Raw genomic sequence first — 25950 nt, 5'->3', positions numbered from 1 at the left:
TTTCTGGAGCAAGGGCTTGGTGTTGGGGGTGATGATGACCGGCAATCAGGCGCTGGCCTATTGCTGGGAGGAGGCGGCCAGCCGCTACGACATCGAGCCAGAACTGCTGCAGGCGATCGCTGCAGTAGAGTCGGGCTTTCGTGCGCAAGCGATAAACCATGCGAACCGTAATGGCACTCGCGACATCGGCCTGATGCAGATCAACAGCAGCCATTTGCCGCGACTGCTCGAACGAGGTATTACCGAGGAGCGTTTGCTCAATGAACCTTGCCTCTCCGTGGAGGTGGGGGCTTCGATTCTCGCCGAGTTCATCCAGCGCTTTGGCTACAACTGGACGGCGGTAGGCTCCTACAACGCCGGCCCGGGTTCCGGGCCTGCGCGTGAGGCGTTGCGCATGCAATATGCCCAGAAAATCTGGGCGTATTACGAGCAGTTGGTAGCGCACCGCTACTGACGATTGAGGTTCGCGCCTCGCGCGCAACCCGTGACCCCGGCTATAATCGCCGCCACCTTTCGCCGCCATCCGAGTCTAGCCCGCCCATGTATACCCTGGCCCGCCAGCTGTTGTTCAAACTCTCCCCGGAAACCTCCCACGATCTGTCCCTGGACCTGATCGGTGCCGGTGGCCGCCTGGGGCTCAATGGCCTGGTATGCAATGCACCGGCAAAAATGCCGGTCTCGGTGATGGGGCTCGACTTCCCCAACCCGGTCGGCCTGGCGGCTGGCCTGGATAAGAACGGTGCGGCCATCGATGGTTTTGCACAGCTGGGTTTCGGTTTCGTTGAAATCGGCACCGTGACGCCACGTCCACAGCCGGGTAACCCCAAGCCACGTATCTTCCGCCTGCCGGAAGCCGAGGCGATCATCAATCGCATGGGCTTCAACAATCTGGGCGTTGATCACTTGCTGTCGCGGGTTCAGGCCGCCAAATACAAGGGCATCCTGGGCATCAATATCGGCAAGAACTTCGATACGCCGGTCGAGCGCGCCGTGGACGATTACCTGATCTGCCTGGACAAGGTCTACGCCCACGCCAGCTATGTCACGGTCAACGTCAGTTCGCCCAACACCCCGGGCCTGCGCAGCCTGCAGTTCGGCGATTCCCTCAAGCAACTGCTCGAAGCCTTGCGCCAGCGCCAGGAAGACCTGGCCGTGCGTCATGGCAAGCGCGTGCCGCTGGCGATCAAGATCGCGCCGGACATGAGCGACGAAGAAACCGTGCTGGTGGCCCAGGCCCTGGTGGACTCGGGGATGGACGCAGTCATCGCGACCAACACCACCCTCAGCCGCGTAGGCGTCGAAGGCCTGGCCCATGGCGACGAAGCGGGTGGCCTGTCGGGCGCGCCGGTGCGTGACAAGAGCACCCATATCGTCAAGGTGCTGGCTGCGGAGTTGGCCGGGCGCTTGCCGATCATCGCGGTCGGCGGTATCACCGAAGGCAAGCATGCGGCCGAGAAGATTGCCGCGGGCGCAAGCCTGGTGCAGTTGTATTCCGGCTTTATCTACAAAGGCCCGGCGCTGATTCGCCAGTCGGTAGATGCCATCGCAGCATTGCCAAAAGCCTGAAAGCGACCCATTAAAAAGGGCCCCTGAAAAGGAGCCCCCTGGGCCGAAGCCCGCCGCCCGGATGGGGCGTGCATGGTAAGTCGTTACAAATCCAGAGGTGGTGTCGGAATTAATTGCCCTTGATTAGCCGACGGCGTGAAGTTCGTTGAGTCTGTGGATTCCCGCAGTGCCAGTCATACCGTCCCAGTTGTCGCCGCGTCCTTCTCGCCAGCCGTTGATCCAGGCTTGGCGTACCGACGGTAGAGTAAATGGGCAAAGCTCACGGGATTTGCCATGAACGCCATATTGATATCCGCGTAAAAATGCTCTTTCCAACGGATCACGCTTAAGTCTTCTCATAGGGTGTTTCCCTCACTTGTTGACTGTCTTGATATCCTTCGGCCTCGTCCGAGGCCGGGCAGAGTTTTTCTGCCGTTGGTGGGCTCGCTGCCGGCGTGGCGAGCCGATGTGTCGGCGTCGTTACGGCGCCAACCTGTGTTGAGTTCTAACCAATAGGTCACATGGATTCAATGATCGTTTTGTCATAAGCACGTAACGATAACGATGCTATAGCCATAAGCTGGGATGGTTTTTCGCCCCTTTTAATGGGCAAACCCAGCTATGATGCACCCTGCATAGAGGATGGGTTTAATCCTTTAGTGAGAATGTCCGCCCGTTGCAGTCGGTTATTATTCGACGAAGGGTCGGAATATTTCTTTTTGTTACAGCCAATTGTTTATCTGCCCCGTCACTAAAGGCCCAAAGGCCCGGCAGCCGGGGTGGGACGGCACATTCGTGCCACGCGAGCACTCTTCAAGAAAAGTGCTTGATTGAAAACCGAGCCGGCGATGCGTCGCCCGTTCATTTATTGCTGAAAAGCCTGGAATGCCCCATGTCGGACCGTTTTGAACTCTTCCTCACCTGCCCCAAGGGCCTCGAAGGCCTGCTGATCGAGGAAGCCGTCGGGCTTGGCCTTGAGGAAGCCCGCGAGCACACCTCGGCCGTGCGCGGCATGGCCGACATGGAAACCGCCTACCGCCTGTGCCTCTGGTCACGCCTGGCCAACCGCGTGCTGCTGGTGCTCAAGCGCTTCCCGATGAAGGACGCCGAAGACCTCTACCACGGCGTGCTGGATATCGAGTGGGCCGACCACATGGTCCCCGACGGCACCCTGGCGGTTGAATTCAGTGGCCACGGTTCGGGCATCGACAACACCCACTTCGGCGCGCTGAAGGTCAAGGATGCGATTGTCGACAAGCTGCGCACCCCGACCGGCGAGCGCCCGTCCATCGACAAGATCAACCCGGACCTGCGTATCCACCTGCGCCTGGACCGTGGCGAAGCCATCCTGTCCCTGGACCTGTCCGGCCACAGCCTGCACCAGCGCGGTTACCGCCTGCAGCAGGGCGCGGCACCGTTGAAGGAAAACCTGGCAGCCGCGATCCTGATCCGTGCCGGTTGGCCGCGTATCGCCGCTGAAGGCGGCGCGCTGAGCGACCCGATGTGCGGCGTGGGCACCTTCCTGGTGGAAGGCGCAATGATCGCTGCTGACATGGCCCCCAACCTGAACCGCGAGCTGTGGGGGTTCACCACCTGGCTCGGTCACGTCCCGGCGCTGTGGAAGAAGCTGCATGCCGAGGCCGCTGAACGCGCCGCCGTCGGCATGAACAAGCCGCCGCTGTGGATCCGTGGCTACGAAGCTGACCCACGCCTGATCCAACCTGCGCGCAACAACATCGAGCGTGCCGGCCTGAGCCACTGGATCAAGGTGTACCAGGGCGAAGTCGGCACCTTCGAGCCGCGCCCGGACCAGAACCAGAAAGGTCTGGTCATCTGCAACCCGCCGTACGGCGAACGTTTGGGTGACGAAGCCAGCCTGTTGTACCTCTACCAGAACCTCGGCGAGCGTCTGCGCCAGGCGTGCATGGGCTGGGAAGCCGCGGTGTTCACCGGCGCGCCGGACCTGGGCAAGCGCATGGGCATCCGTAGCCACAAGCAGTATTCGTTCTGGAACGGTGCGTTGCCGTGCAAGTTGCTGCTGATCAAGGTCAACCCGGACCAGTTTGTCACCGGCGAGCGTCGCACCCCGGAACAGCGCCAGGCCGAGCGTGAGCAAGCTGCCTACGACCAGGCCCCGGCCGAGCCGCAAGAGCGCCAGTACAACAAGAACGGTAACCCGATCAAACCCGCTCCGGCCCCGGTGGTCGAGCAGGCGCGCCTGAGTGAAGGCGGGCAGATGTTTGCCAACCGCTTGCAAAAGAACCTCAAGCTGCTGGGCAAGTGGGCCAAACGCGAAGGTGTGGATTGCTACCGCGTGTACGATGCCGACATGCCGGAATACTCTATGGCCATCGACCTGTATCACGATTGGGTCCACGTGCAGGAATACGCCGCGCCGAAGTCCATCGACCCGGAAAAAGCTTCCGCGCGCATGTTCGATGCGCTGGCCGCGATTCCCCAGGCGCTGAACATCGACAAGAGCCGCGTGGTGGTCAAGCGCCGCGAGCGTCAAAGCGGCACCAAGCAGTACGAGCGGCAGAGCGCCCAGGGCAAGTTCACTGAGGTCAGCGAAGGCGGCGTGAAGTTGCTGGTCAACCTCACCGACTACCTGGACACCGGCCTGTTCCTCGACCACCGCCCGATGCGCCTGCGTATCCAGAAGGAGGCGGCCGGCAAGCGTTTCCTCAACCTGTATTGCTACACCGCTACCGCCAGTGTGCACGCGGCCAAGGGCGGCGCGCGCAGCACCACCAGCGTCGATCTGTCCAAAACCTACCTGGACTGGGCACGCCGCAACTTGTCCCTCAACGGCTTCTCCGACAAGAACCGCCTGGAGCAGGGTGACGTGATGGCGTGGCTGGAGGCGAGCCGCGATGAGTTCGACCTGATCTTCATTGATCCGCCGACCTTCTCCAACTCCAAGCGCATGGAAGGTATCTTCGACGTGCAGCGCGACCACGTGCAATTGCTCGACCTGGCCATGGCGCGCCTGGCACCGGGCGGCGTGCTGTACTTCTCGAACAACTTCCGCAAGTTCGCGCTGGAGGACAACCTCAGCGAACGCTACGCGGTCGAGGAAATCAGCGACAAGACCATCGATCCGGATTTCGCACGCAATGCGAAGATCCACCGGGCATGGAAAATCACCGCGCGCTGATCACGCCCCTGTAGGAGCGAGCTTGCTCGCGAAAAACTCAAGAGCGCCGCATTAATTCTGAATAATGCGCTGCCCTCAGGTTCTTCGCGAGCAAGCTCGCTCCTACAGTTGTTTTGCGCTGGTCAAAAGCGGGGCCGGTGGCTATAACTTAAGGCCAAGCCAAAGTGACACCCCCGCACGCTGGCGCTGTGAGTGTTGCCCATGCCGTTGCAAGCCGTTCGCCCGAAAATTCTAGGCTTTATCAGTGAACAGGCGTCGGCTTGGCTGGTGGCGTTGGTGGTATTACTGGCAGGGTTGGCCTTGACGGCGATCGTTGCTTGGGCAGCCGCCGATCTTTATCAGCAACAGGTGCGCCAACGTTTTCAGTTGCTGGTCAATGAGCGCTATACCCGCCTGCAGGAACGCTTCGAAGACCAGGAACAGCGTCTGAACAGCCTGCGGCGTTTCTTCGTCAATTCCGATGACGTGTCGCGCGAAGAATTCGATGGGTTTGCCCAGCCCTTGCTGCTGCGTGCTCGTGCTTACTCCTGGGCGCCCCGGGTGTATCGCGAACAGCGCAGTCAGTTTGAGCAAACCGTGTCCGAGCAGCGCGGCACCCCTTTTGTTATCCGTGAGTTGAATTCGGCCGGTGAGCTGGCCCCTGCGCCCGAGCGCGATGAATACGTGCCGGTCTTGTACAGCCAGACCCAAAGCCTGCTGGGCGCTCCCCTCGGCTTTGACCTGCTGGCCCAGCCCCTGCGGCGTTCGACCCTTGAGCGTGCGCAAAAGACCGGCAAGCTGGCGGTGTCCCAGCCCATGCAACTGGTGGGGGTGGAGCCGGCTTATGCCACTGGGGTTCTACTGGTTGCGCCGGTGAGTCATTTGCCCACCTCCGACCAATCCCAGAATGAGCCCTACGGCTATGTCATGGCGGTGATCAGCATGCGCCAGTTGGTGGCCGACGGTTTGCCCAAGCCGGATCGCGACAACCTGGTGATGCAGATCATCGACACCTCCGACGTGCAACAGCGCGTACTGTTCGAGTCCGGCAATACCGTGGCCGGCGGTGATCTTGTCGGGGCGCGCCGCCTCACGCTGGGCGACCATGTGTATGCCCTGAAACTGCGCCCGAGCCAGGTGTTCGACCAGGCCAACCACTCCTCGTTGAGCACTATCCTGACCATGGGCGGCCTGCTCAGCCTGTTGCTCAGCGCGTTGCTCTATGTGCTGGTCAGCCAACGCCAGCGCGCGTTGAAACTGGTGGAGCAGCGCACGGCGCAGTTGCGCCTGCGTGAGCAGGAATTACGCGGCGCCCATGGCCAGTTACGCAGTGTGCTGAATGCCGCGACGCAGGTCGCCATCATTGCCACCGACCTGCGCGGTGTCATCAATACCTTCAATGCCGGTGCCGAGCAGATGCTGGGGTTCAAGGCCGAGCAGGTGGTGGGCACGCAGACCCTGGAAAGCCTGCACCTGGCGTCGGAACTCGAAGCGCGCTCCGCCAGCCTCAGTGTGGCCCTGGGCAAACGCATCCCGGCAAGCCAGGCGATGCTGGTGGAAAGCCCCGACAACCTGCACGAAGCCCGTGAATGGACCTTGATCCGCGAGAACGGTAGCCAGTTGACCGTGAACATGTTGGGAACAGTGTTGCTGGACGACCATGGTTTGTGGATCGGTCACCTGGCGATTTACCTCGACATTACCGAACAAAAGCGCGCCTACGAGGCATTGGCGGCCCGGGATCGGCTGCTGAAGAAACTCAGCGCCCATGTACCCGGCGGCATCTTTCAGTTCACGTTGGAGCCTCAGGACAATTGGAAATTTATCTACGCCAGCGACGGCATGCGCGACATCTATGAAATCGAGCCCAGCGTCTTGCAGCAGGACGCCAAGCAGGTCTTCGAGCGCATCCACCCTCTGGATGCGGAGCGGGTACGCGCATCGATCCGCTTGTCGGCATTGCAGTTGAGCCATTGGCGTGAGGAGTATCGGGTGCTGTTGCCGCAACGCGGCCTGCGCTGGATTCGTGGCGAAGCCACTCCGGAAGAGTTACCTGCAGGCGGCACGTTGTGGCATGGCTACGTGTCGGATATTTCCGATCTGAAGCGGGTGGAAGAAGAGCTGCGTGCGCTCTCCATCACCGACTCCCTGACCGGGATCCACAACCGCCGCTATTTCCAGGATCGCCTCAAGGCCGAGATGGTCAGGCTCAACCGCACCTCGGGGGCCTTGTCGGTGATCATGCTGGATATCGATCACTTCAAGCGCATCAACGACCAGCATGGGCACGCCGTCGGCGATGGGGTATTGCAGGAGTTGTGCAAACGCATCAGCCAGCGCCTGCGCCGTACCGATGTGTTCTGCCGCCTGGGCGGCGAGGAATTCATGGTGCTGTGCCCGCACACCGATGGTGCTCAGGCCTACAGCCTGGCGATGGAGTTGTGGGCGTCGCTGCGCAGTGCGCCGATGGAACCGGTAGGCATCGTCACCGCCAGCTTCGGCGTGGCCAGTTGGCGGGTGGATGAAGGTATCGACGGGCTGCTGCTGCGCGCCGACTCGGCCGTGTATGTGGCCAAGCAGGCGGGCAGGGACAGGGTGGAGGCTGAGAGACTGCGCGCCTGAGACCGCCGCAGGCCAATGTGGGAGCGGGCTTGCTCGCGAATGCGGTAGACCAGCCACTCCATTTGGCGACTGATACTCCGCATTCGCGATCAAGCCCGCTCCCACAGGGGCTGCGTTACCTCTTAAAGGACGGGCGCAGCCGCCACCGCCTTCGGCTGGCGGTACAAATCCAGCAGCACCTGGTCCAGCACCGATGAAGCGCCCCATGGCTTCGGATCATTGAGGATCGCCACCACGGCCCAGGTGTTGCCATTGTTGTCGCGGCTGAAACCGGCGATGGCGCGCACGGTGTTCAGGGTGCCGGTCTTGACGTGGGCTTCGCCGCGCATGGCGGTGGTCTTCAGGCGTTTGCGCATGGTGCCGTCGGTGCCGGCGATGGGCATCGAGCTGATGTATTCCGCCGCGTAAGGGCTTTTCCACGCGGCTTGCAGCATGGCCGCCATCTCGCGGGCGCTGACCCGTTCGGCACGGGACAGGCCGGAGCCGTTCTCCATCACAAGGTGCGGCGCGGTGATGCCCTTCTTCGCCAGCCACTGGCGCACCACGCGTTGTGCAGCCTTGGCATCGTCGCCATCGGCGTCGTTGCGGAACTGCGCACCCAGGCTCAGGAACAACTGCTGGGCCATGGTGTTGTTACTGTATTTGTTGATGTCGCGGATGATTTCCGCCAGGTCCGGCGAAAATGCCCGGGCCAATACCTTGGCATCCTTGGGCACAGGCGCCTGGATGTCACGGCCCTGGATGGTGCCGCCCAGTTCCTTCCAGATCGCCCGGACGGCGCCGGCGGTATAGGTGGCGTGGTCCAGCAGCGACAGATAGGTCTGCGAGCTGCAGCCGTCGGCCAATTGGCCGCTGACCGTTACCGTCACGCTGCCGTCGGCGGCGGTGACCGGGTTATAGCGTACGTCGCCGGTGCACTGTTTGGCGTTGGACACCTTGACCTGGTTGTCGATGCGGATGCTCGCAATCGGCGGTTCGACCGATACCAGTACCCGGCCGGAATCATTGCGGGTCACAAAGCGCAGGGCCTTGAGGTTGACCAGCAGCGCGTCGGGCTTGACCAGGAACGGTTTGTTCTCGTCGTTGCCATCGTCGTTGAATTCCGGCAACAGCGGCTGGTTGAAGAAACTGCGGTCCAGCACCAGGTCGCCGGTGACTTGCTGCACGCCGTTGGCACGCAGGTCGCGCATCAGCAGCCAGAGTTTTTCCATGTTCAGCTTGGGATCGCCGCCGCCCTTGAGGTACAGGTTGCCGTGCAACACGCCACCGCTGAGGGTGCCATCGGTGTAGAACTCAGTTTTCCACTGGTGGTTGGGGCCGAGCATTTCCAGGGCCGCGTAAGTGGTGACCAGCTTCATGGTGGAGGCCGGGTTCACTGACACGTCGGCGTTGAACACAGTGGGCGTGCCCGGGCCGTTCAGGGGGATCATCACCAACGACAGCGCAGTGTTTTGCAGTTTGGCTTTGGCCAGCGCCTGTTGAACATTGGGCGGCAGGGTGTTGTTGACGGGGGCAGCGGAGACGGAAAAGGCCAGTGGCAGAATAAAACCGGCAAACAAGACGGAACGCAACGATTTGATCATAAGAAGTAAAACCCTACTGCTGAGGAGGGTGAAAAAGGCGAGGGGTAAATAAGAAAAATCCCTCAATGGTCATGAAAGTGTCGGCATTATGCCCCAAGGTTAAGCCACTTGTAGCTGAACCATAGCGGGTATTCGGCGTTTTTTTCACAGGCGTTGTGCCGCCTGTCCCAGAGAATCGGGCAATCGCCGCCTTAAACTGCTAAAGTGCCGCCCGTTATTACTTATGAGGATTGTTCCAATGGCGACTAACCGTTCCCAGCGTCTGCGCAAAAAACTGTGCGTTGATGAATTTCAAGAGCTGGGTTTCGAACTGAACCTGGACTTCAACGAAGGCCTGAGTGAAGAAGCTATCGACGCTTTCCTCGAAGCATTCATCAAAGAAGCCATGGAAGCCAACGGCCTGGGCTACGTCGGCGGCGATGACTACGGTCTGGTTTGCCTGCAGAAGCGCGGCTCGGTCTCCGAAGAGCAACGTGCTGCCGTTGAAGCCTGGCTGAAAACCCGTTCCGAGCTGACCAAGGCTGAAGTCAGCCCGCTGCTGGACGTGTGGTATCCGGAAAAGCCGATCAACGCGGCTAAGTGATACTGAAAAAAACGGCGACCTGAAGGTCGCCGTTTTTTTATGCCTTACGCCAGTTCAGGATCAGCAGCGTCAACACCCCCGCCACAATCCCCCAGAACGCCGAGCCGATGGAAAACAGCGTCAAGCCAGACGCCGTGACCATAAAGGTGATCAGCGCCGCTTCACGTTCCTTCGGCTCATTCATGGCGATGCTCAGGCCATTGATGATCGAGCCAAACAACGCCAGGGCCGCAATCGACAGCACCAGTTCCTTGGGCAAAGCTGCGAATAATGCTGCCAAGGTCGCGCCAAATACCCCGGCAACCCCGTAGAACACCCCGCACCACACGGCAGCGGTATAACGCTTGTTGCGGTCTTCATGGGCGTGAGGCCCGGTGCAGATCGCTGCGCTGATGGCAGCCAGGTTGATGCCGTGGGAGCCGAACGGAGACAGCACCAGGGACGCCAGCCCCGTGGCGGTGATCAGCGGCGAGGCCGGCACGTTGTAGCCGTCGGCCCGCAGTACGGCAATGCCGGGCATGTTCTGCGAGGTCATCGCCACCACGAACAGCGGGATGCCGATGCTGATGGTCGCCGCCAGCGAGAAGTGCGGCGTGGTCCATACCGGCGTCGCCACTTCCAGGTGAAAACCGCTGAAGTCCAGCAGCCCCATCAACCCCGACAGCGCGGTGCCGATCAGCAGCGCAGCCAGCACCGCATAGCGTGGCGACAGGCGCTTGATGATCAGGTAGGTAAAGAACATCCCCAGTACCAGCCCGGTGCGATGCTGTGCGGCGACGAAGATCTCGCTGCCGATCTTGAACAGAATCCCCGCCAGCAAGGCCGCCGCCAATGACGCAGGGATGCGCTTGACCAGTTTTTCAAAGCTGCCGGTCAAGCCGCAGAGTGTCACCAGCACCGCGCAGGTGATATACGCGCCGATGGCCTCGCCGTAACTCACACCGCCCAGGCTGGTGATCAGCAGCGCGGCACCGGGCGTCGACCAGGCAATCGTGATGGGGGTGCGATAGCGCAGGGACAGGCCGATGCTGCACACCGCCATGCCGATGGAAATCGCCCAGATCCATGAGGAAATCTGCGCCGTGGTCAAACCGGCGGCTTGCCCGGCCTGGAACATCAGGACCAGGGAGCTGGTGTAGCCGGTCATCATGGCGATGAAGCCGGCGACGACGGCCGAGGGTGAAGTGTCGGCCAGCGGGCGCAGAGGCGCTTGGGCGGCATCGTTCATGAACAGGTGTTCCTTTTACCAGGGAAGTTGCGGATTCAAGCCTAAACTCAAACGCAGCGACCCATTGCAATACAGCCGCCGCCGCAAACAGCCGTACAGTGTGTTGGCGCATTGGGTTGTGTACAATGTGCCCTGTTTTTAGGTGATACTTGCCAGCGACACGCTGTTGCCGTATTACCGTTAATTCGCCGCCGTTCTCCAAACCCGAGTGCCCATGAACGAACAGTTGCAACCTCTCAAGAAACAACCGCGTGCCGGCAAGGCCGGTCGCAGCGGAACCCAGGACGATATCGTCTACGCGCATATCTTCGAGGCGATCCTCGAACAACGCCTGGCACCCGGTACCAAGTTGAGCGAAGAGGCACTCGGCGAAATCTTCGGCGTCAGCCGCACCATCATTCGCCGCGCGCTGTCGCGCCTGGCTCATGAAGGCGTGGTGCTGTTGCGGCCCAATCGCGGTGCGGTAGTGGCTAGCCCAAGCGTCGAGGAGGCACGCCAGGTGTTCCTGGCGCGCCGTCTGGTGGAGCGGGCGATTACTGAATTGGCGGTGCAACACGCGACAGCCGAGCAACTGGCCGAACTGCGCCAGATGGTCAACGACGAACGCGACAGCTTTTCCCGTGGCGACCGCGGTGCCGGTATCCGTCTCTCCGGCGAGTTCCACCTCAAGCTGGCCGAAGCGGCGAAGAACGCGCCGCTGATCAGCTTCCAGCGCAGCCTGGTGTCCCAGACCTCATTGATCATCGCCCAGTACGAAAGCGGCAACCGCTCGCACTGTTCCTACGATGAACACACCCAGTTGATCGATGCGATCGAAGCACGGGATGCGGCGTTGGCAGTGAATTTGATGATGCATCACATGGATCACATCGACAGCAAGCTCAACCTCGATGAAGAGAGCGCGTCGGATGATCTGCATGCGGTGTTTTCGCATTTGTTGCAGACCAAGAAGCCGGGTCGTTCCTCAATAAAGCTGTAGTTTCCCTGATTCACCGGGGACAAAAATGTGGGAGCGGGCTTGCTCGCGAACGCGGTGGATCAGTCAATACATCTGTTGACTGACACTGCGCATTCGCGAGCAAGCCCGCTCCCACATTTGGTTTTGTTGTGTGGCTGAAATTAGCGCTGGTGCACCAATTGCCCGGCCGCATACGTCTGCAACACCGTGCGATCATCCCCCAGCGTCATCAACACAAACAACGTCTCGGCAATGTTCTTCGCCTGCTTCAGGCGATAGCTCAGCAGTGGCGTGGCGTTGTAGTCCAGCACCAGGAAGTCTGCATCGGTGCCCGGTTGCAGCGTGCCGATCTTGTCTTCCAGCCGCAGCGCACGAGCACCGCCCAGGGTCGCCAGGTACAGCGACTTGAACGGGCTCAACCGCGCGCCCTGCAACTGCATGACTTTGTAGGCTTCGTTCAGGGTTTGCAGCAGCGAAAAACTGGTGCCGCCCCCCACATCGGTGCCCAGGCCCACATTCAATTTGTGCTTTTCGGCCATCGGCAGGTTGAACAAACCGCTGCCCAGGAAGAAATTCGAGGTCGGGCAAAATGCGACCGCCGAACCCGTCTGCGCCAACCGCGCACACTCGTCATCACACAAATGCACGCCATGGGCAAACACCGAGCGCTCGCCCAGCAACTTGTAGTGGTCGTAGACATCCAGATAGCCACTGCGCTCCGGGAACAACTCCTTCACCCACTCGACTTCCTGCTTGTTCTCGCTGATGTGGGTCTGCATGTACAGGTCCGGGTATTCGCCCAGCAGTTGCCCGGCCAGCGCTAGTTGCTCAGGTGTGCTGGTCGGCGCGAAGCGCGGCGTGACCGCATAGTGCAGGCGGCCCTTACCGTGCCAGCGCTCGATCAGCGCCTTGCTTTCCTGGTAGCCGGATTCGGCGGTGTCGGTCAGGTGGTCCGGCGCATTGCGGTCCATCATCACCTTGCCGGCGATCATGCGCAGGTCGAGTTTCTCGGCGGCTTCAAAGAACGAATTCACCGACTGCGGGTGCACGCTGCCAAACACCAGCGCGGTGGTGGTGCCATTGCGCAGCAGTTCCTTGATGAAAATGTCCGCGACTTCTTCGGCGTGGGCCTTGTCGGCGAACTGGCTCTCGCAGGGGAAGGTGTAGGTGTTGAGCCAGTCGAGCAACTGCTCGCCATAGGCGCCGACCATGCCGGTTTGCGGCAGGTGGATGTGAGTGTCGATCAGGCCCGGGGTGATCAACGCGTCCTGGTAATGGGTGATGTCGATGTCAGCGGGCAGCGTCGGCAGCAAATCGCTGGCATGGCCGATGGCGCTGATTTGACCGTTTTCGATCACCAGCAGGCCGTCTTCGAAATACGCGTAGGACGCTTCGATGCCCACTTCAGCGGGGTCGGCGAGGCTGTGCAGCAGGGCGGCACGGTAGGCTTTGCGAGTCAGAGGCATGGTGATCTCATTTCAAATGGCTTGGCTGCGACGTGAAGCCGGCAGCAGTTTGGCAATGGGTTCGGCGCTGGCGGTGTGCTGGCCGAAATTGGCGTTATAGGTGGCGATGATTTCGCCGGCGATGGAGATGGCGATTTCCACCGGCAACTTGCCCTTCACCTCGGTGAGGCCCATGGGACAGCGCATGCGTTGCAGTTGCGCGGCGTCGAAGCCGCGATCGCGCAGGCGATGTTCGAACTTGACGCGTTTGGTCTTCGAACCGATCAGGCCGAAGTAGGCGAAGTCATTGCGCTTGAGCAGGGCCGCGGTCAGCTCCAGGTCCAGCGCGTGATTGTGGGTCATGACGATGCAGTAACTGCCCGCCGGCAGGTCGGCAATTTCGTCGACTGGCTCTTCGCTGACGATTTTACGCACGCCCTGGGGGATATGTGCCGGAAACTCCTGATCACGGGAATCGATCCAGCGCACCCGACACGGCAGGCTGGCCAGCAACGGCACCAGCGCACGGCCGACATGGCCGGCGCCAAACACCGCAATCTGCGCCTGCACCTGGCCCATGGGTTCGAACAGCAATACGGTCACGCCACCGCAGCACTGGCCCAGGCTCGCGCCGAGGCTGAAGCGCTCCAGATGGGTGTTCTGCTGGCCACGCACGAGCATGTCGCGGGCGATCTGCATCGCCTTGAATTCCAGGTGCCCGCCGCCGATGGTGTCGAAGGTCTGCGCGGCACTGATCACCATCTTCGAACCGGCGTTGCGCGGTGTGGAGCCGAGCTCTTCGATGATGGTCACCAGCACGCAGGGTTCGCCTTGGTTCTGCAGGTCGGCGAGGGCACTGATCCAGTTGTTCATAGTCACCTCCAGTCAGATCGTTCCCACGCTCCGCGTGGGAATGCATACCGTGACGCTCTGCGTCACAAGAGTGGACGCAGAGCGTCCAGGGCGGCATTCCCACGCAGAGCGTGGGAACGATCAAGCCAGTTCAGTTTCGACCGCCGTCGCAGTGGTCAATCGGCGCATTTGTTCGCAGCCCCACAACACCCGCTCCGGCGTGGCCGGTGCATCGATCCTGGGCTGATGGCGGTAGTCTGCCAGGCTCGCCACGGCATCCTTGATCGCGCACCACGAAGCAATCCCGAGCATGAACGGCGGCTCGCCCACGGCTTTGGAATGGAACACCGTGTCTTCCGGGTTCTTGCGGTTCTCCACCAGCTTCACCCGCAGGTCCAGTGGCATGTCGGCCACGGCCGGGATCTTGTAGCTGGCCGGGCCGTTGGTCATCAGCTTGCCCTTGTCGTTCCACACCAGCTCTTCCATGGTCAGCCAGCCCATGCCCTGGATGAAGCCGCCTTCGACCTGGCCGATGTCGATGGCCGGGTTCAGCGAGGCGCCCACGTCATGGAGGATGTCGGTGCGCAGCATCTTGTATTCGCCGGTCAGGGTGTCGACGATCACTTCGCAGCACGCCGCGCCGAACGCGTAGTAGTAGAACGGTCGTCCCCGCGACTGGCTGCGGTCGTAGAAGATTTTCGGGGTCTTGTAGAAGCCCGTGCTCGATAGCGAGACCTGGGCGAAATACGCCTGCTGGATCAACGCTTCAAAGGTCAGTATCTGCTCGCGCACGCGCACATGGCCGTTGTGGAACTCCACGTCCGCTTCGCTCACGTCGTACTTGCGCGCGGCGAATTCCACCAGGCGCTGCTTGATGGTTTCGGCGGCGTTCTGCGCAGCCTTGCCATTGAGGTCGGCACCGCTGGAGGCGGCGGTCGGCGAGGTGTTGGGCACCTTGTCGGTGTTGGTGGCGGTGATCTGTACGCGGTCGATTTCCACCTGGAACACCTCGGCCACCACCTGCGCGACCTTGGTATTCAAGCCCTGGCCCATCTCGGTGCCGCCATGGTTCAAGTGAATACTGCCGTCGGTGTAGATATGAATCAGCGCACCGGCCTGGTTGAGGAAACTCGCCGTAAACGAGATACCGAACTTCACCGGGGTCAGCGCCAGGCCTTTTTTCAGGATCGGGCTGTGGGCGTTGTACAGGCGGATCGCTTCGCGGCGTTCGGCGTATTGGCTGCTGGCCTCCAGTTCGGCGGTCATCTCGTCGAGCATGTTGTGCTCGACGGTCTGGTAGTAGTGGGTGACGTTGCGCTCGGTCTTGCCATAGTAGTTGGCCTTGCGTACGGCCAGCGGGTCGAGGGCCAGATGGCGGGCGATGGCGTCCATCACTTCCTCGATGGCGACCATGCCTTGCGGGCCGCCGAAACCGCGGTAGGCGGTGTTGGATGCGGTGTTAGTCTTGCAGCGGTGGCCGTTGACGGTGGCATCACCCAGGTAATACGAGTTATCGGCATGGAACATCGCACGGTCGACAATCGAGTTGGACAGGTCCGGCGAACAGCCGCAGTTGCCCGCCAGTTCCAGATTGATCCCGTGCAGACGACCGTTGTCGTCAAAGCCCACGTCATATTCGATGTAGAAGGGGTGGCGCTTGCCGGTCATCAGCATGTCTTCGACGCGCGGCAGGCGCATCTTGGTCGGCTGGCCGGTCAGGCGTGCCACCACCGCACACAGGCACGCAGGGCTGGCCGCCTGGGTTTCCTTGCCGCCGAAACCACCGCCCATGCGGCGCATATCCACGACGATTTTATTCATCGACACGTCCAGCACTTCGGCCACCAGTTTCTGCACTTCGGTGGGGTTCTGCGTGGAGCAGTAGACGATCATGCCGCCGTCTTCGGTGGGCATCACCGAGGAGATCTGGGTTTCCAGGTAGAAGTGTTCCTGGCCGCCGATGTGCAGGGTGCCCTGGATGCGATTTTTCGCGGTGGCCAGTGCGCCGGCCGAATCGCCGCGCTGGTGGGTGTGGCTGTCGAGCACGAAGTGCTTTTTGCGAAACGCCTCGACCACGTCCAGCACCGGCTCCAGGTCTTCGTATTCGATCACCGCCGCCATGGCGGCCTTGCGTGCGGTTTCCAGGTCACGCGCAGCAACGGCCAGCACCACTTGGCCGACGAACTGCACCGTATCAATCGCCAGCAAGGGGTCGCCAGGCATCAACGGGCCGATGTCTTTCAGGCCCGGCACGTCTTCATGGGTGATGACAATGCGCACGCCTTCAAACGCGTAGCAGGGCGCCGTGTCGATGCTGATGATGCGGGCGTGGGCGCGGTCGGACATGCGGGCATACAGGTGCAACTGGTTGGGGAATTCCAGGCGGTCATCGATGTACTGCGCTTCGCCGGATACGTGCTTGGCGGCGCTGTCATGCTTGACGCTGCGGCCCACACCGGAAGTGAGGTCCTGGGCAAACAGTGCGGCGAGTTCGGCCTGGGTTTTAACGACGGCGTGATGGTTAGACATAAGCGGTCACCCGAGTCTCGATGTGCGGCGTTTGCAGTTCGATGAAGTATTTGCGCAGCAGGTTCTGCGCGCTGAGCAGGCGATATTCCTTGCTCGCGCGGAAGTCCGACAGTGGGGTGAAGTCCTGGGCCAGGGCGGCGCAGGCCTTTTCCACAGTGGCGCTGTTCCAGGTGGCACCGACCAACACCGCTTCACAGTTTTTGGCACGCTTGGGCGTGGCGGCCATACCGCCGAACGCTACGCGGGCGTCGCTGATCACGCCGTTGTCGAGCTTGAGGTTGAACGCGGCGCAGACGGCGGAAATATCATCGTCCAGGCGCTTGGACACCTTGTAGGCGCGGAACAGCGTGTGGCCTTTCGGCACGATGATCTTCTCGATGAACTCGCTGTCCTGGCGGGCGGTGACGCGGTAATCGATGAAGTAGTCTTCGAGTGCCAGGGTGCGACGCGTGTTGCCCTTGCACAGCACAATCTGCGCGCCGAGGGCGATGAGCAGTGGCGGCGAATCACCGATCGGTGACGCATTGCCGATATTGCCGCCCAGGGTGCCCTGGTTGCGGATCTGCAGGGAGGCGAAGCGGTGCAGCAACTCGCCGAAGTCCGGGTAGGCATGGTGCAGCGCGGTGTAGCAGTCTGAGAGGGCGGCGGCGGCGCCGATTTCCAGGCGGTCGTCGAAGTCGTCGATGCGCTTCATTTCTTCGATGTTGCCGACGTAGATCATCACCGGCAGGGTGCGGTGGAACTGGGTCACTTCCAGCGCCAGGTCGGTGCCGCCGGCCAGCAGACGGGCCTGCGGGTAGGCGTCGTAGAGGTCGGCCAGGTCGGCGACGGTGAGCGGCACCAGGCAGCGTTTGTCGCCGCTGTTGAGTTCTCCGGTCTGGGTTGGCGCGATGGCTTTGAGGCGGGCGATGGTCTGCGCCTCACGGCTGTCGAACTGATCCTGGGGCTTGTTGCAGCAGGCCTGTTCAGCGGCGGCGAGGATCGGGCGATAACCGGTGCAGCGGCACAGGTTGCCGGCCAGGGCTTCATGGGCTTTCTGGCTGTCGGGGGCGTCGCTGTTCTTTTGCAGGGCGAACAACGACATCACGAAACCGGGGGTGCAAAAACCGCATTGCGAGCCGTGGCACTCGACCATTGCCTGTTGCACGCTATGCAGCTGGCCCTGGTGCTTGAGGTCTTCTACACTGATCAGTTGTTTGCCGTGCAGTGACGAGACAAAGGTCAGGCACGAGTTGAGGCTGCGATAACGAATCTGCTCGGCGCCCTGATCATCGGTGTGCAACTCGCCCACCACCACGGTGCACGCCCCGCAATCGCCGCTGGCGCAGCCTTCCTTGGTACCGGATTTGCCCAAATGCTCACGTAAATAGTTGAGCACGGTCAGGTTGGGGTCCAGGGCGTGCTCGCTACGGAGTTCCTGGTTAAGTAAAAACTGGATCACGGAAGGCCTCGCAGACTCATTATTGTTGTTAACCGCTTTGCGCCGAATCTAGTCATCTCTGACTTTTCGGTCAACGATTTTCTGACCAGAAGGTCAAGAAAATGCGATCGCAACACTTTCAATTATGGTCCAGTCTTCTGGAACCGGCGTTTTTGGGGGCTTGTGGCTGTTCATCGCTGCTTATTCTGTGCCAAATTCGCCACGGTGGGCGTAGCGCCATCAGCCAGCCAATGCGCTACACTGCCGCGCTTGTACCGATAGAAGATTTTGAAGGGAAAACATGACGTTCAAGGCGCCGGACAGTCTCGCCGAGCAAATTGCTCACCACCTCGCCGAACGCATCATTCGCGGCGATCTCAAGCCTGGGGAGCGGATCCAGGAACAGAAGGTCACGCTGGCGCTCAATGTCAGCCGTGGTTCCGTGCGCGAAGCCTTGCTGATCCTCGAACGCCGCCACCTGATCGCGATCCTGCCGCGCCGTGGCGCCCATGTCACCGAGTTAACGGCGCACAAGGTGCAGAGCCTGTGCACCTTGATGGGCGAGCTGTACATCCTGCTCGGCAATGCGGTGGCCCAGGGCTGGCAGGTGCAGGCCGACATGGCGCCGTTCCTGCAGATCCAGCAGCGCCTGGTGACCAGTTACGAGCGCGAGGACATCCGCGCTTTCGTTGAAGAAAGCTTCAATGTGATGCGCGCCGCGTACCCCTTCGCCAATAACCCGTATTTGCAGGAAACTGTCGAGAACCTGCAGCCGGCGATGAACCGCGCCTATTACCTGGCGCTGGACCAACGCAAGGCCTCCATGAGCGAATACCTGGCGCTGTTCGAGCAACTGCTCGCCGCCGTACTCGCCCGTGACCTGCCGCAAATCCGCCAAGTGCTCTCGGCCTACGGCGAGCGCAGTTGCTCGCTGGTCATCGCTGCGTTGGCGGACGCCTAAACGTGCGGCTCAAGTGCATCAAACTGGCGGGGTTCAAATCCTTCGTCGACCCGACCACGGTGAACTTCCCCAGTAACATGGCGGCGGTGGTCGGGCCCAATGGTTGCGGCAAGTCGAACATCATCGACGCCGTCCGCTGGGTGATGGGCGAGAGCTCGGCCAAGAACCTGCGTGGCGAGTCGATGACCGACGTCATCTTCAACGGCTCCACCAGCCGCAAGCCGGTGAGCCAGGCCAGCATCGAACTGGTGTTCGACAACTCCGACGGCACCCTGATCGGCGAGTACGCGGCCTACGCGGAAATCTCCATTCGCCGCAAAGTGACGCGCGACAGCCAGAACAGCTACTTCCTCAACGGCACCAAGTGTCGCCGTCGGGACATCACCGATATTTTCCTCGGCACAGGCCTGGGGCCGCGCAGCTACTCGATCATCGAGCAGGGCATGATCTCCAAGCTGATTGAAGCCAAGCCCGAGGACCTGCGTAACTTCATCGAAGAAGCGGCCGGCATCTCCAAGTACAAGGAGCGCCGCCGCGAGACCGAAAACCGCATTCGCCGCACCCACGAGAACCTCGCCCGCCTGACCGACTTGCGTGAAGAGCTGGAGCGCCAGTTGGAGCGCCTGCACCGCCAGGCCCAGGCCGCCGAGAAGTATCAGGAATACAAGGGTGAGGAACGCCAGCTCAAGGCACAACTGTCGGCCCTGCGCTGGCAGGCGCTGAACGACCAGGTGGGCCAGCGCGAAGCGATCATCGGCACCCAGGAGATCAGCTTCGAAGCCCTGGTGGCCGAGCAGCGCAATGCCGACGCCAGCATCGAACGCCTGCGTGACGGACACCATGACCTGTCCGAGCGCTTCAATCTGGTGCAGGGCCGCTTCTATTCGGTGGGTGGCGATATCGCCCGCGTCGAGCAGAGCATCCAGCACGGCCAACAGCGCCTGCGCCAGTTGCAGGATGACCTCAAGGAAGCCGAGCGCGCGCGCCTGGAGACCGAATCCCACCTGGGCCACGACCGCACCTTGCTGCTGACCCTCGGCGAAGAGCTGGACATGCTCACCCCCGAGCAGGAAGTCACCAGTGCCGCCGCCGAAGAGGCCGCCGCCGCCCTGGAAGAAGCCGAAGCCACCATGCACGGCTGGCAGGAGCAGTGGGACACCTTCAACCTGACGTCTGCCGAACCACGGCGCCAGGCCGAAGTGCAGCAGTCACGCATCCAGCAGCTGGAAACCAGCATGGAGCGTCTGGCCGAACGCCAACGCCGCATGCAGGAAGAGCGCGCATTGCTGTCCGCCGACCCGGAAGACGCGGCGATCATGGAACTGAGCGAGCAACTGGCCGAAAGCGAAATGACGCTGGAAGAACTGGAAGCCAGCGAAGAACAACAAGTGGAGCGCCTTGAGCAATTGCGTCAGCAGTTGCAACAGGCGACCCAGGCACAGCAACAGGCCCAGGGTGATTTGCAGCGGCTCAATGGCCGGCTGGCTTCCCTTGAGGCGTTGCAGCAAGCCGCTCTGGACCCAGGCACCGGCACCGCCGAATGGCTGCGCGATCAGCACCTGGCCGAGCGCCCGCGTTTGGCAGAAGGCTTGAAGGTTGAGGCCGGCTGGGAGCTGGCGGTGGAAACCGTCCTGGGCGCCGACCTGCAAGCGGTATTGGTGGATGATTTTGGCGGCTTCGACCTGGCCGGTTTTACCCAGGGCGACCTGCGTTTGCTCAGTCCAGCTGCTGACGGTACGCGGGTGCCAGGGAGTCTGCTGGATAAAGTTGAAGCGGCGATTGATCTGTCGCCGTGGCTGGGCCAGGTCAAGCCAGTGGACTCTTTGGAGCAGGCCCTGGCCCAGCGCGGTCAGTTGGGCGCTGGCGAAAGCCTGATCAGCCGTGACGGCTACTGGGTCGGTCGCCACTTCCTGCGGGTGCGTCGCGCCAGTGAAGCGGAAAGCGGCGTGTTGGCCCGTGGCCAGGAAATCGTCAACCTGATCGCCGAGCGCGAAGAGCGCGAAGCCACCCTCGAAAGCCTGGAAACCGAACTGCAAACCCTGCGCGCCACCCAGCGCCAGCAGGAGACCGGCCGTGAACACCTGCGCCGCCTGTTGCAGGACGAAGCGCGCCAGCAAGGCGAATTGAAGGCCCAGCTTTCCGCGAGCAAAGCCAAGGTCGAGCAACTGACCCTGCGCCGCACCCGTCTCGACGAAGAAGTCGCGGAAATGGGCGAGCAGCGCGCCCTGGAACACGAACAGATCGGCGAAGCGCGCCTGCAGTTGCAGGAAGCCCTCGACAGCATGGCCCTCGACACCGAGCAGCGCGAACTGTTGCTGGCCCAGCGTGACAGCCTGCGCGAACGCCTCGACCGCGTGCGCCAGGAAGCGCGCCAGCACAAGGATCACGCCCACCAGTTGGCCGTGCGCCTGGGGTCGCTCAAGGCCCAGCACGCGTCCACCGCCCAGGCCCTTGAGCGCCTGGAGATGCAGTCCAAACGCCTCACCGAAAAGCGCGAGCAACTGAGCCTCAACCTGGAGGAGGGCGAGGCGCCGCTGGAAGAGCTGCGCCTGAAGCTCGAAGAATTGCTCGACAAGCGCATGACCGTCGACGAAGAACTCAAGACCGCGCAGATCGCCCTCGAAGACGCCGACCGCGAACTGCGCGACGCCGAGAAACGCCGGACCCAGGCCGAGCAGCAATCCCAGCTGATCCGTGGTCAGCTCGAACAGCAGCGAATGGAATGGCAAGCCCTGACCGTGCGCCGCAAGACCCTGCAAGACCAATTGCTGGAAGACGGCTACGACCTGCACGGCGTGCTCAACACCCTGACCGCCCAGGCCAACGAGAAAGACGCCGAAGAAGAACTGGAACGCATTGCTGCGCGTATCCAGCGACTCGGCGCAATCAACCTGGCGGCCATCGACGAATACCAGCAGCAATCCGAACGTAAACGATATCTGGATGCCCAGGACGCCGACTTGGTCGAAGCCCTGGACACCCTGGAAAACGTGATCCGCAAGATCGACAAGGAAACCCGTAACCGCTTCAAGGATACCTTTGATCAGATTAATGGCGGTTTACAGGCGTTATTCCCAAAAGTTTTCGGCGGTGGCAGCGCTTACTTGGAACTGACGGGCGAAGATCTACTCGATACAGGGGTAACGATCATGGCGCGGCCTCCGGGCAAGAAGAACAGCACCATCCATTTGTTGTCCGGCGGCGAGAAAGCCCTCACCGCATTGGCCCTGGTATTTGCCATCTTCAAGTTGAACCCGGCGCCGTTCTGCATGCTCGACGAAGTTGACGCGCCGCTGGATGACGCTAACGTTGGACGCTACGCGCGTTTGGTCAAAGAGATGTCCCAGACCGTGCAGTTCATCTATATCACCCACAACAAGATCGCCATGGAAATGGCGGATCAGTTGATGGGCGTGACGATGCACGAACCGGGCTGTTCGCGTTTGGTGGCGGTAGATGTCGAAGAAGCCATGGCGATGGTGGAGTCTTGATCCATGCCGGCAAAGAATTTTTGTAGCGTGCGGTAAGAGGCTTTACCGGTCTGGCGAAAGTGGCAAATGGACATATTTGTTCAAGGCATTTTGACAGACGGTGTAAAGTTATCTTTGGTCGTGCTAGTTTAATGTCAAATTTTCGTATGCGTGGGCAAAACGTCAGTCAGAACATAGAGTTGGCGCCACGTTTTAAAGCGGTTTGCACGTTGCTAAACCCCTTATTTTTCAGCATTTTTTATTAGAGGCACGGGATTACATGGAAATCGGTCTGCGCGAGTGGCTGATCGTCATCGGCATTATTGTCATTGCCGGTATTCTTTTTGATGGCTGGCGCCGCATGCGCGGTGGCAAGGGCAAGCTCAAATTCCGTCTGGACCGCAACCTGTCCAACTTGCCCGACGACGACGGCAGCGCCGAGCTGCTGGGGCCGCCCCGTGTGCTGGATACCCATAAAGAACCGCAACTGGACGAGCACGACTTGCCGTCGATGAGCGCGCCGGTGCGTGAAGCCCGCGAGCCGTCATCCAAGCGTGGCAAGCGCACCGCTCCGGTGGTTGCAGAACCGCGCCAGGCCGACCTGGACCTGGACGTCAATGACGGCCCGAGCTTCAGCAGCCGCGACGATGATTTCCCCGACGAAAACGCCGGCAAAAATACCCCGCGCCAATCCGTGAACGACCAGCCGGCCGCCGAAGAAGTGCTGGTGATCAGCGTGATCTGCCGCGACGCTGCTGGCTTCAAGGGCCCGGCCCTGTTGCAGAACATCCTCGAAAGCGGCCTGCGGTTTGGCGAGATGGATATCTTCCACCGCCACGAGAGCATGGCCGGCAACGGCGAAGTGCTGTTCTCCATGGCCAATGCGGTCAAGCCGGGCACCTTCGACCTGGACGATATCGACCTGTTCAGCACCCCGGCCGTGAGCTTCTTCCTCGGCCTGCCAGGCCCGCGTCACCCGAAACAGGCATTCGACGTGATGGTGGCCGCCGCCCGCAAGCTGTCCCAGGAGCTCAATGGCGAGCTCAAGGACGACCAGCGCAGCGTGCTGACTGCGCAAACCATCGAACACTACCGTCAGCGCATCGTCGAGTTCGAGCGTCGCGCCCTGACACAGAAGCGCTGAGGTCCGAGCTTAAGCGTTGCCTGTAGAATCCGTGCACTAACATATTGAGCAGCTTCGGCTGCTCTTTTGCTTTATGAGAGAACACCCATGACCGCCGCCCACACCCGCATCCTCGAACTGCGCGCTGAACTGGATCAGCACAACTACCGCTACCACGTCCTCGACGAGCCGAGTATTCCGGACGCCGAGTACGACCGCTTGTTCCACGAGCTCAAGGCCCTGGAGGCCGAGCACCCGGACCTGGTAACGCGCGATTCACCGACGCAGCGGGTCGGCAGTGCGGCGCTGTCGGCGTTCACCCAGGTCAAGCATGAGATCCCGATGCTCAGCCTGGGCAACGCGTTTGATGAAATCACCATGCTCGAGTTTGATCGCCGGGTCACTGAGGGCCTCGACCTGCCGGTGGGCGACCTGTTCGGCGCTGGCGCGGCGGTGGAATACAGCTGCGAACCGAAGCTGGACGGCCTGGCGGTCAGCCTGCTGTATCAGGACGGTGAGTTGGTACGCGGCGCCACCCGAGGCGACGGTACCACCGGCGAAGACATCAGCGTCAACGTGCGCACCGTGCGCAATATCCCGCTGAAACTGCACGGCAGCGGCTGGCCGGCAACCCTGGAAGTGCGCGGCGAAGTGTTCATGTCCAAGGCCGGTTTCGAGCGACTCAATGCCTCGCAACTGGAAGTCGGCGGCAAGACCTTCGCCAACCCGCGCAACGCCGCCGCCGGCAGCCTGCGCCAGCTGGACTCGAAGATCACCGCCAGCCGCCCGCTGGAGTTCTGCTGCTACGGCGTGACCACCGATATCAGCGACACCCACATCGGCAACCTGCAACAGTTGAAGCAGTGGGGCATGCCCATCAGCCATGAGCTGAAGCTGGCCAAAGGTATTCAGGATTGCCTGGACTACTACCGCGACATCGGCGAGCGGCGTAACAGCCTGCCGTATGAGATCGACGGTGTGGTGTTCAAGGTCAACAGCATCGCCTCCCAGCGTGAACTGGGCTTTCGCGCCCGCGAACCGCGCTGGGCCATCGCGCATAAATTCCCGGCCATGGAAGAGCTGACCGAACTGCTCGACGTGGAATTCCAGGTTGGCCGCACCGGCGCCGTGACGCCTGTGGCGCGCTTGAAGCCGGTCAAGGTTGCGGGCGTCACCGTGTCCAACGCCACTCTGCACAACATGGATGAAGTCGCGCGCCTGGGCGTGATGATCGGCGATACCGTGATCATCCGCCGCGCTGGGGATGTGATCCCGCAGGTGGTGTCGGTGGTGCTTGAGCGCCGCCCGGAAGACGCCCGTGCGGTGCCGATCCCGCAGAGCTGCCCGGTGTGCGGCTCCCACGTGGAGCGCACGCAACTGGTCAAGCGCAGCAAGGGCAAGGAAACCGTCAGCGAAGGCGCGGTGTACCGTTGCGTCGGGCGTCTGGCCTGTGGTGCGCAGCTCAAGCAGGCGATCATCCATTTCGTCTCGCGCCGCGCCATGGACATCGATGGCCTGGGCGACAAGACCATCGAGCAATTGGTGGATGAAAAGCTCATCGGCTCACCGGCCGACCTCTACAAGCTCAAGTACGAGCAGATCATCGACCTGGAAGGCTTTGCCGATATTTCCAGCAAGAAGCTGATCACCGCCATTGAAAACAGCAAGACCCCGACCCTGGCGCGGTTTATCTATGCCCTAGGCATTCCCGACGTGGGCGAGGAGACCGCCAAGGTGCTGGCGCGCTCGCTGGCGTCCTTGGAGCGCGTGCAGAAGGCCTTGCCACAAGTGCTGACGTACCTGCCGGACGTGGGCCTGGAAGTGGCGCATGAGATCCACAGCTTCTTTGAAGACAGTCATAACCAGGACGTGATCGGCGCACTGCTGTCGCAGCAGGAGTGCGGCCTGCAATTGCAGGATCAGGGCGACCTGAGCGCCGAATTCGCCGCCAGTACCACCCTGGGCGGCTTGCTCGACAAGTTGCATGTGCCAAGCGTCGGCCCGGGCGCTGCGCAGAAGTTGGCAGACAAGTTCGGCACCCTCGAAGGCGTGATCAAGGCCGACTGGCTGGACATGCGCCAGGCATTGCCCGAGAAGCAGGCCAAGGCGGTACGCGAGTTCTTCGATAACGCAGACAACGCCAACCATGCCCTGGCCATCGAGCAGCAGCTCAAGGAATTCGGCATGCACTGGCTGAGCGAGAAGAAAGTCGTCGAAGGTTTGCCCGAAGCCGGACACACCTGGGTACTCACCGGCTCCCTGGAGCTGATGAGCCGTGACGTGGCCAAGGAAAAACTCGAAAGCCTCGGGGCCAAGGTGGCGGGTTCCGTCTCGGCGAAGACCCACTGCGTGGTGGCGGGGCCGGGCGCGGGTTCCAAGCTGGCCAAGGCGAGCGAGTTGGGTCTGAAGGTGCTGGATGAAGAAGCTTTCGTCGCCTTCCTGGCCAAGCACAACATCAAGGTCTGATGATCGTTCCCGCGCTCTGCGTGGGAATG

Annotated in this window: 17 protein-coding genes; 10 read left to right on the top strand and 7 right to left on the bottom strand. The window is 61.5% G+C overall.

Annotated features, from left to right (window positions below):
* Window positions 1–31: 31 nt before the first annotated feature.
* On the top strand, window positions 32–454 hold the full coding sequence (locus BLR69_RS13585; RefSeq protein ID WP_232000989.1) for a transglycosylase SLT domain-containing protein: 423 nt from the start codon (window positions 32–34) through the stop codon (window positions 452–454).
* Between the two features lie 86 nt (window positions 455–540).
* Window positions 541–1566, top strand: coding sequence for a quinone-dependent dihydroorotate dehydrogenase (locus BLR69_RS13580; protein ID WP_071493870.1), 1026 nt, complete (start codon window positions 541–543; stop codon window positions 1564–1566).
* Window positions 1567–1689: 123 nt separating this feature from the next.
* Here BLR69_RS13580 and rmf read toward each other — a convergent pair whose 3' ends face one another.
* Window positions 1690–1905: a ribosome modulation factor gene (gene rmf / locus BLR69_RS13575; protein WP_002553055.1), complete on the bottom strand. Its 216-nt coding sequence runs from the start codon at window positions 1903–1905 to the stop codon at window positions 1690–1692.
* Between the two features lie 532 nt (window positions 1906–2437).
* On the opposite strand from rmf, the gene rlmKL reads away from it, so the two are divergent.
* Together rlmKL and BLR69_RS13565 are read left to right on the top strand one after the other, a co-directional pair.
* Entirely contained in the window at window positions 2438–4702 is a 2265-nt protein-coding gene (gene rlmKL / locus BLR69_RS13570) for a bifunctional 23S rRNA (guanine(2069)-N(7))-methyltransferase RlmK/23S rRNA (guanine(2445)-N(2))-methyltransferase RlmL (protein WP_071493869.1), read from the top strand.
* A 201-nt stretch (window positions 4703–4903) separates the two neighbouring features.
* Entirely contained in the window at window positions 4904–7303 is a 2400-nt protein-coding gene (locus tag BLR69_RS13565; protein ID WP_071493868.1) for a sensor domain-containing diguanylate cyclase, read from the top strand.
* A 122-nt stretch (window positions 7304–7425) separates the two neighbouring features.
* On the opposite strand, the gene dacB is transcribed toward BLR69_RS13565, so the two are convergent.
* The gene (gene dacB, locus BLR69_RS13560; RefSeq protein WP_071493867.1) at window positions 7426–8886 is read right to left on the bottom strand and encodes a D-alanyl-D-alanine carboxypeptidase/D-alanyl-D-alanine endopeptidase; all 1461 of its coding nucleotides are present in this window, start codon (window positions 8884–8886) and stop codon (window positions 7426–7428) included.
* A gap of 238 nt (window positions 8887–9124) precedes the next feature.
* Between dacB and BLR69_RS13555 the strand changes: the two genes are divergently transcribed.
* Window positions 9125–9469 carry a YggL family protein gene (locus BLR69_RS13555; protein WP_003193255.1) on the top strand — a complete coding sequence of 115 codons (345 nt, stop codon included), beginning with the start codon at window positions 9125–9127 and terminating at the stop codon, window positions 9467–9469.
* 37 nt (window positions 9470–9506) lie between these two features.
* Here the strand turns inward: BLR69_RS13555 and BLR69_RS13550 are convergent, their stop codons facing one another.
* Window positions 9507–10697 (bottom strand): benzoate/H(+) symporter BenE family transporter, encoded by a 1191-nt coding sequence (locus BLR69_RS13550; RefSeq protein ID WP_071493866.1) that lies wholly within the window; start codon window positions 10695–10697, stop codon window positions 9507–9509.
* A 214-nt stretch (window positions 10698–10911) separates the two neighbouring features.
* Here BLR69_RS13550 and BLR69_RS13545 point away from each other — a divergent pair, with 214 nt between their 5' ends.
* Window positions 10912–11676 (top strand): GntR family transcriptional regulator, encoded by a 765-nt coding sequence (locus BLR69_RS13545; protein ID WP_015885332.1) that lies wholly within the window; start codon window positions 10912–10914, stop codon window positions 11674–11676.
* Between the two features lie 140 nt (window positions 11677–11816).
* Here the strand turns inward: BLR69_RS13545 and guaD are convergent, their stop codons facing one another.
* The 4 genes from guaD to xdhA all read right to left on the bottom strand — a co-directional run bounded on the left by guaD (window position 11817) and on the right by xdhA (window position 17922).
* Entirely contained in the window at window positions 11817–13121 is a 1305-nt protein-coding gene (guaD, locus tag BLR69_RS13540) for a guanine deaminase (protein WP_071493865.1), read from the bottom strand.
* Window positions 13122–13133: 12 nt separating this feature from the next.
* Entirely contained in the window at window positions 13134–13973 is an 840-nt protein-coding gene (gene xdhC / locus BLR69_RS13535) for a xanthine dehydrogenase accessory protein XdhC (protein WP_071493864.1), read from the bottom strand.
* A gap of 120 nt (window positions 13974–14093) precedes the next feature.
* Window positions 14094–16481, bottom strand: a complete 2388-nt coding sequence (gene xdhB, locus BLR69_RS13530) for a xanthine dehydrogenase molybdopterin binding subunit (protein ID WP_071493863.1) — start codon at window positions 16479–16481, stop codon at window positions 14094–14096.
* Window positions 16474–17922: a xanthine dehydrogenase small subunit gene (xdhA, locus tag BLR69_RS13525; RefSeq protein ID WP_071493862.1), complete on the bottom strand. Its 1449-nt coding sequence runs from the start codon at window positions 17920–17922 to the stop codon at window positions 16474–16476. The genes xdhB and xdhA overlap by 8 nt, the downstream gene beginning before the upstream one ends.
* A 280-nt stretch (window positions 17923–18202) precedes the next feature.
* On the opposite strand from xdhA, the gene BLR69_RS13520 reads away from it, so the two are divergent.
* The 4 genes from BLR69_RS13520 (at window position 18203) to ligA (ending at window position 25921) form a co-directional block, all read left to right on the top strand.
* Entirely contained in the window at window positions 18203–18862 is a 660-nt protein-coding gene (locus tag BLR69_RS13520) for a GntR family transcriptional regulator (RefSeq protein ID WP_058427357.1), read from the top strand.
* Between the two features lie 2 nt (window positions 18863–18864).
* A complete protein-coding gene (gene smc / locus BLR69_RS13515; protein WP_071493861.1) occupies window positions 18865–22353 on the top strand; it encodes a chromosome segregation protein SMC in 3489 nt (1162 codons plus the stop codon).
* A gap of 259 nt (window positions 22354–22612) precedes the next feature.
* On the top strand, window positions 22613–23476 hold the full coding sequence (gene zipA / locus BLR69_RS13510) for a cell division protein ZipA (RefSeq protein WP_071493860.1): 864 nt from the start codon (window positions 22613–22615) through the stop codon (window positions 23474–23476).
* 87 nt (window positions 23477–23563) lie between these two features.
* Window positions 23564–25921 (top strand): NAD-dependent DNA ligase LigA, encoded by a 2358-nt coding sequence (ligA, locus tag BLR69_RS13505; protein WP_071493859.1) that lies wholly within the window; start codon window positions 23564–23566, stop codon window positions 25919–25921.
* Window positions 25922–25950 lie beyond the last annotated feature (29 nt).

Source organism: Pseudomonas azotoformans (assembly GCF_900103345.1).
Classification (GTDB): Bacteria; Pseudomonadota; Gammaproteobacteria; order Pseudomonadales; family Pseudomonadaceae; genus Aquipseudomonas; species Aquipseudomonas azotoformans.
Note: the sequence above shows the minus strand (reverse complement) of the source record. Positions and strands in the feature narration are given on the sequence as shown.

Coding starts and splice junctions, on each gene's coding strand:
- rlmKL (WP_071493869.1), top strand. CDS start 2,438: ATGTCGGACCGTTTTGAACTCTTCCTCACCTGCCCCAAGGGCCTCGAA.
- BLR69_RS13545 (WP_015885332.1), top strand. CDS start 10,912: ATGAACGAACAGTTGCAACCTCTCAAGAAACAACCGCGTGCCGGCAAG.
- BLR69_RS13565 (WP_071493868.1), top strand. CDS start 4,904: ATGCCGTTGCAAGCCGTTCGCCCGAAAATTCTAGGCTTTATCAGTGAA.
- BLR69_RS13585 (WP_232000989.1), top strand. CDS start 32: ATGATGACCGGCAATCAGGCGCTGGCCTATTGCTGGGAGGAGGCGGCC.
- BLR69_RS13555 (WP_003193255.1), top strand. CDS start 9,125: ATGGCGACTAACCGTTCCCAGCGTCTGCGCAAAAAACTGTGCGTTGAT.
- BLR69_RS13550 (WP_071493866.1), bottom strand. CDS start 10,697: ATGAACGATGCCGCCCAAGCGCCTCTGCGCCCGCTGGCCGACACTTCA.
- xdhC (WP_071493864.1), bottom strand. CDS start 13,973: ATGAACAACTGGATCAGTGCCCTCGCCGACCTGCAGAACCAAGGCGAA.
- rmf (WP_002553055.1), bottom strand. CDS start 1,905: ATGAGAAGACTTAAGCGTGATCCGTTGGAAAGAGCATTTTTACGCGGA.
- BLR69_RS13580 (WP_071493870.1), top strand. CDS start 541: ATGTATACCCTGGCCCGCCAGCTGTTGTTCAAACTCTCCCCGGAAACC.
- xdhB (WP_071493863.1), bottom strand. CDS start 16,481: ATGTCTAACCATCACGCCGTCGTTAAAACCCAGGCCGAACTCGCCGCA.
- ligA (WP_071493859.1), top strand. CDS start 23,564: ATGACCGCCGCCCACACCCGCATCCTCGAACTGCGCGCTGAACTGGAT.
- zipA (WP_071493860.1), top strand. CDS start 22,613: ATGGAAATCGGTCTGCGCGAGTGGCTGATCGTCATCGGCATTATTGTC.
- dacB (WP_071493867.1), bottom strand. CDS start 8,886: ATGATCAAATCGTTGCGTTCCGTCTTGTTTGCCGGTTTTATTCTGCCA.
- guaD (WP_071493865.1), bottom strand. CDS start 13,121: ATGCCTCTGACTCGCAAAGCCTACCGTGCCGCCCTGCTGCACAGCCTC.
- BLR69_RS13520 (WP_058427357.1), top strand. CDS start 18,203: ATGACGTTCAAGGCGCCGGACAGTCTCGCCGAGCAAATTGCTCACCAC.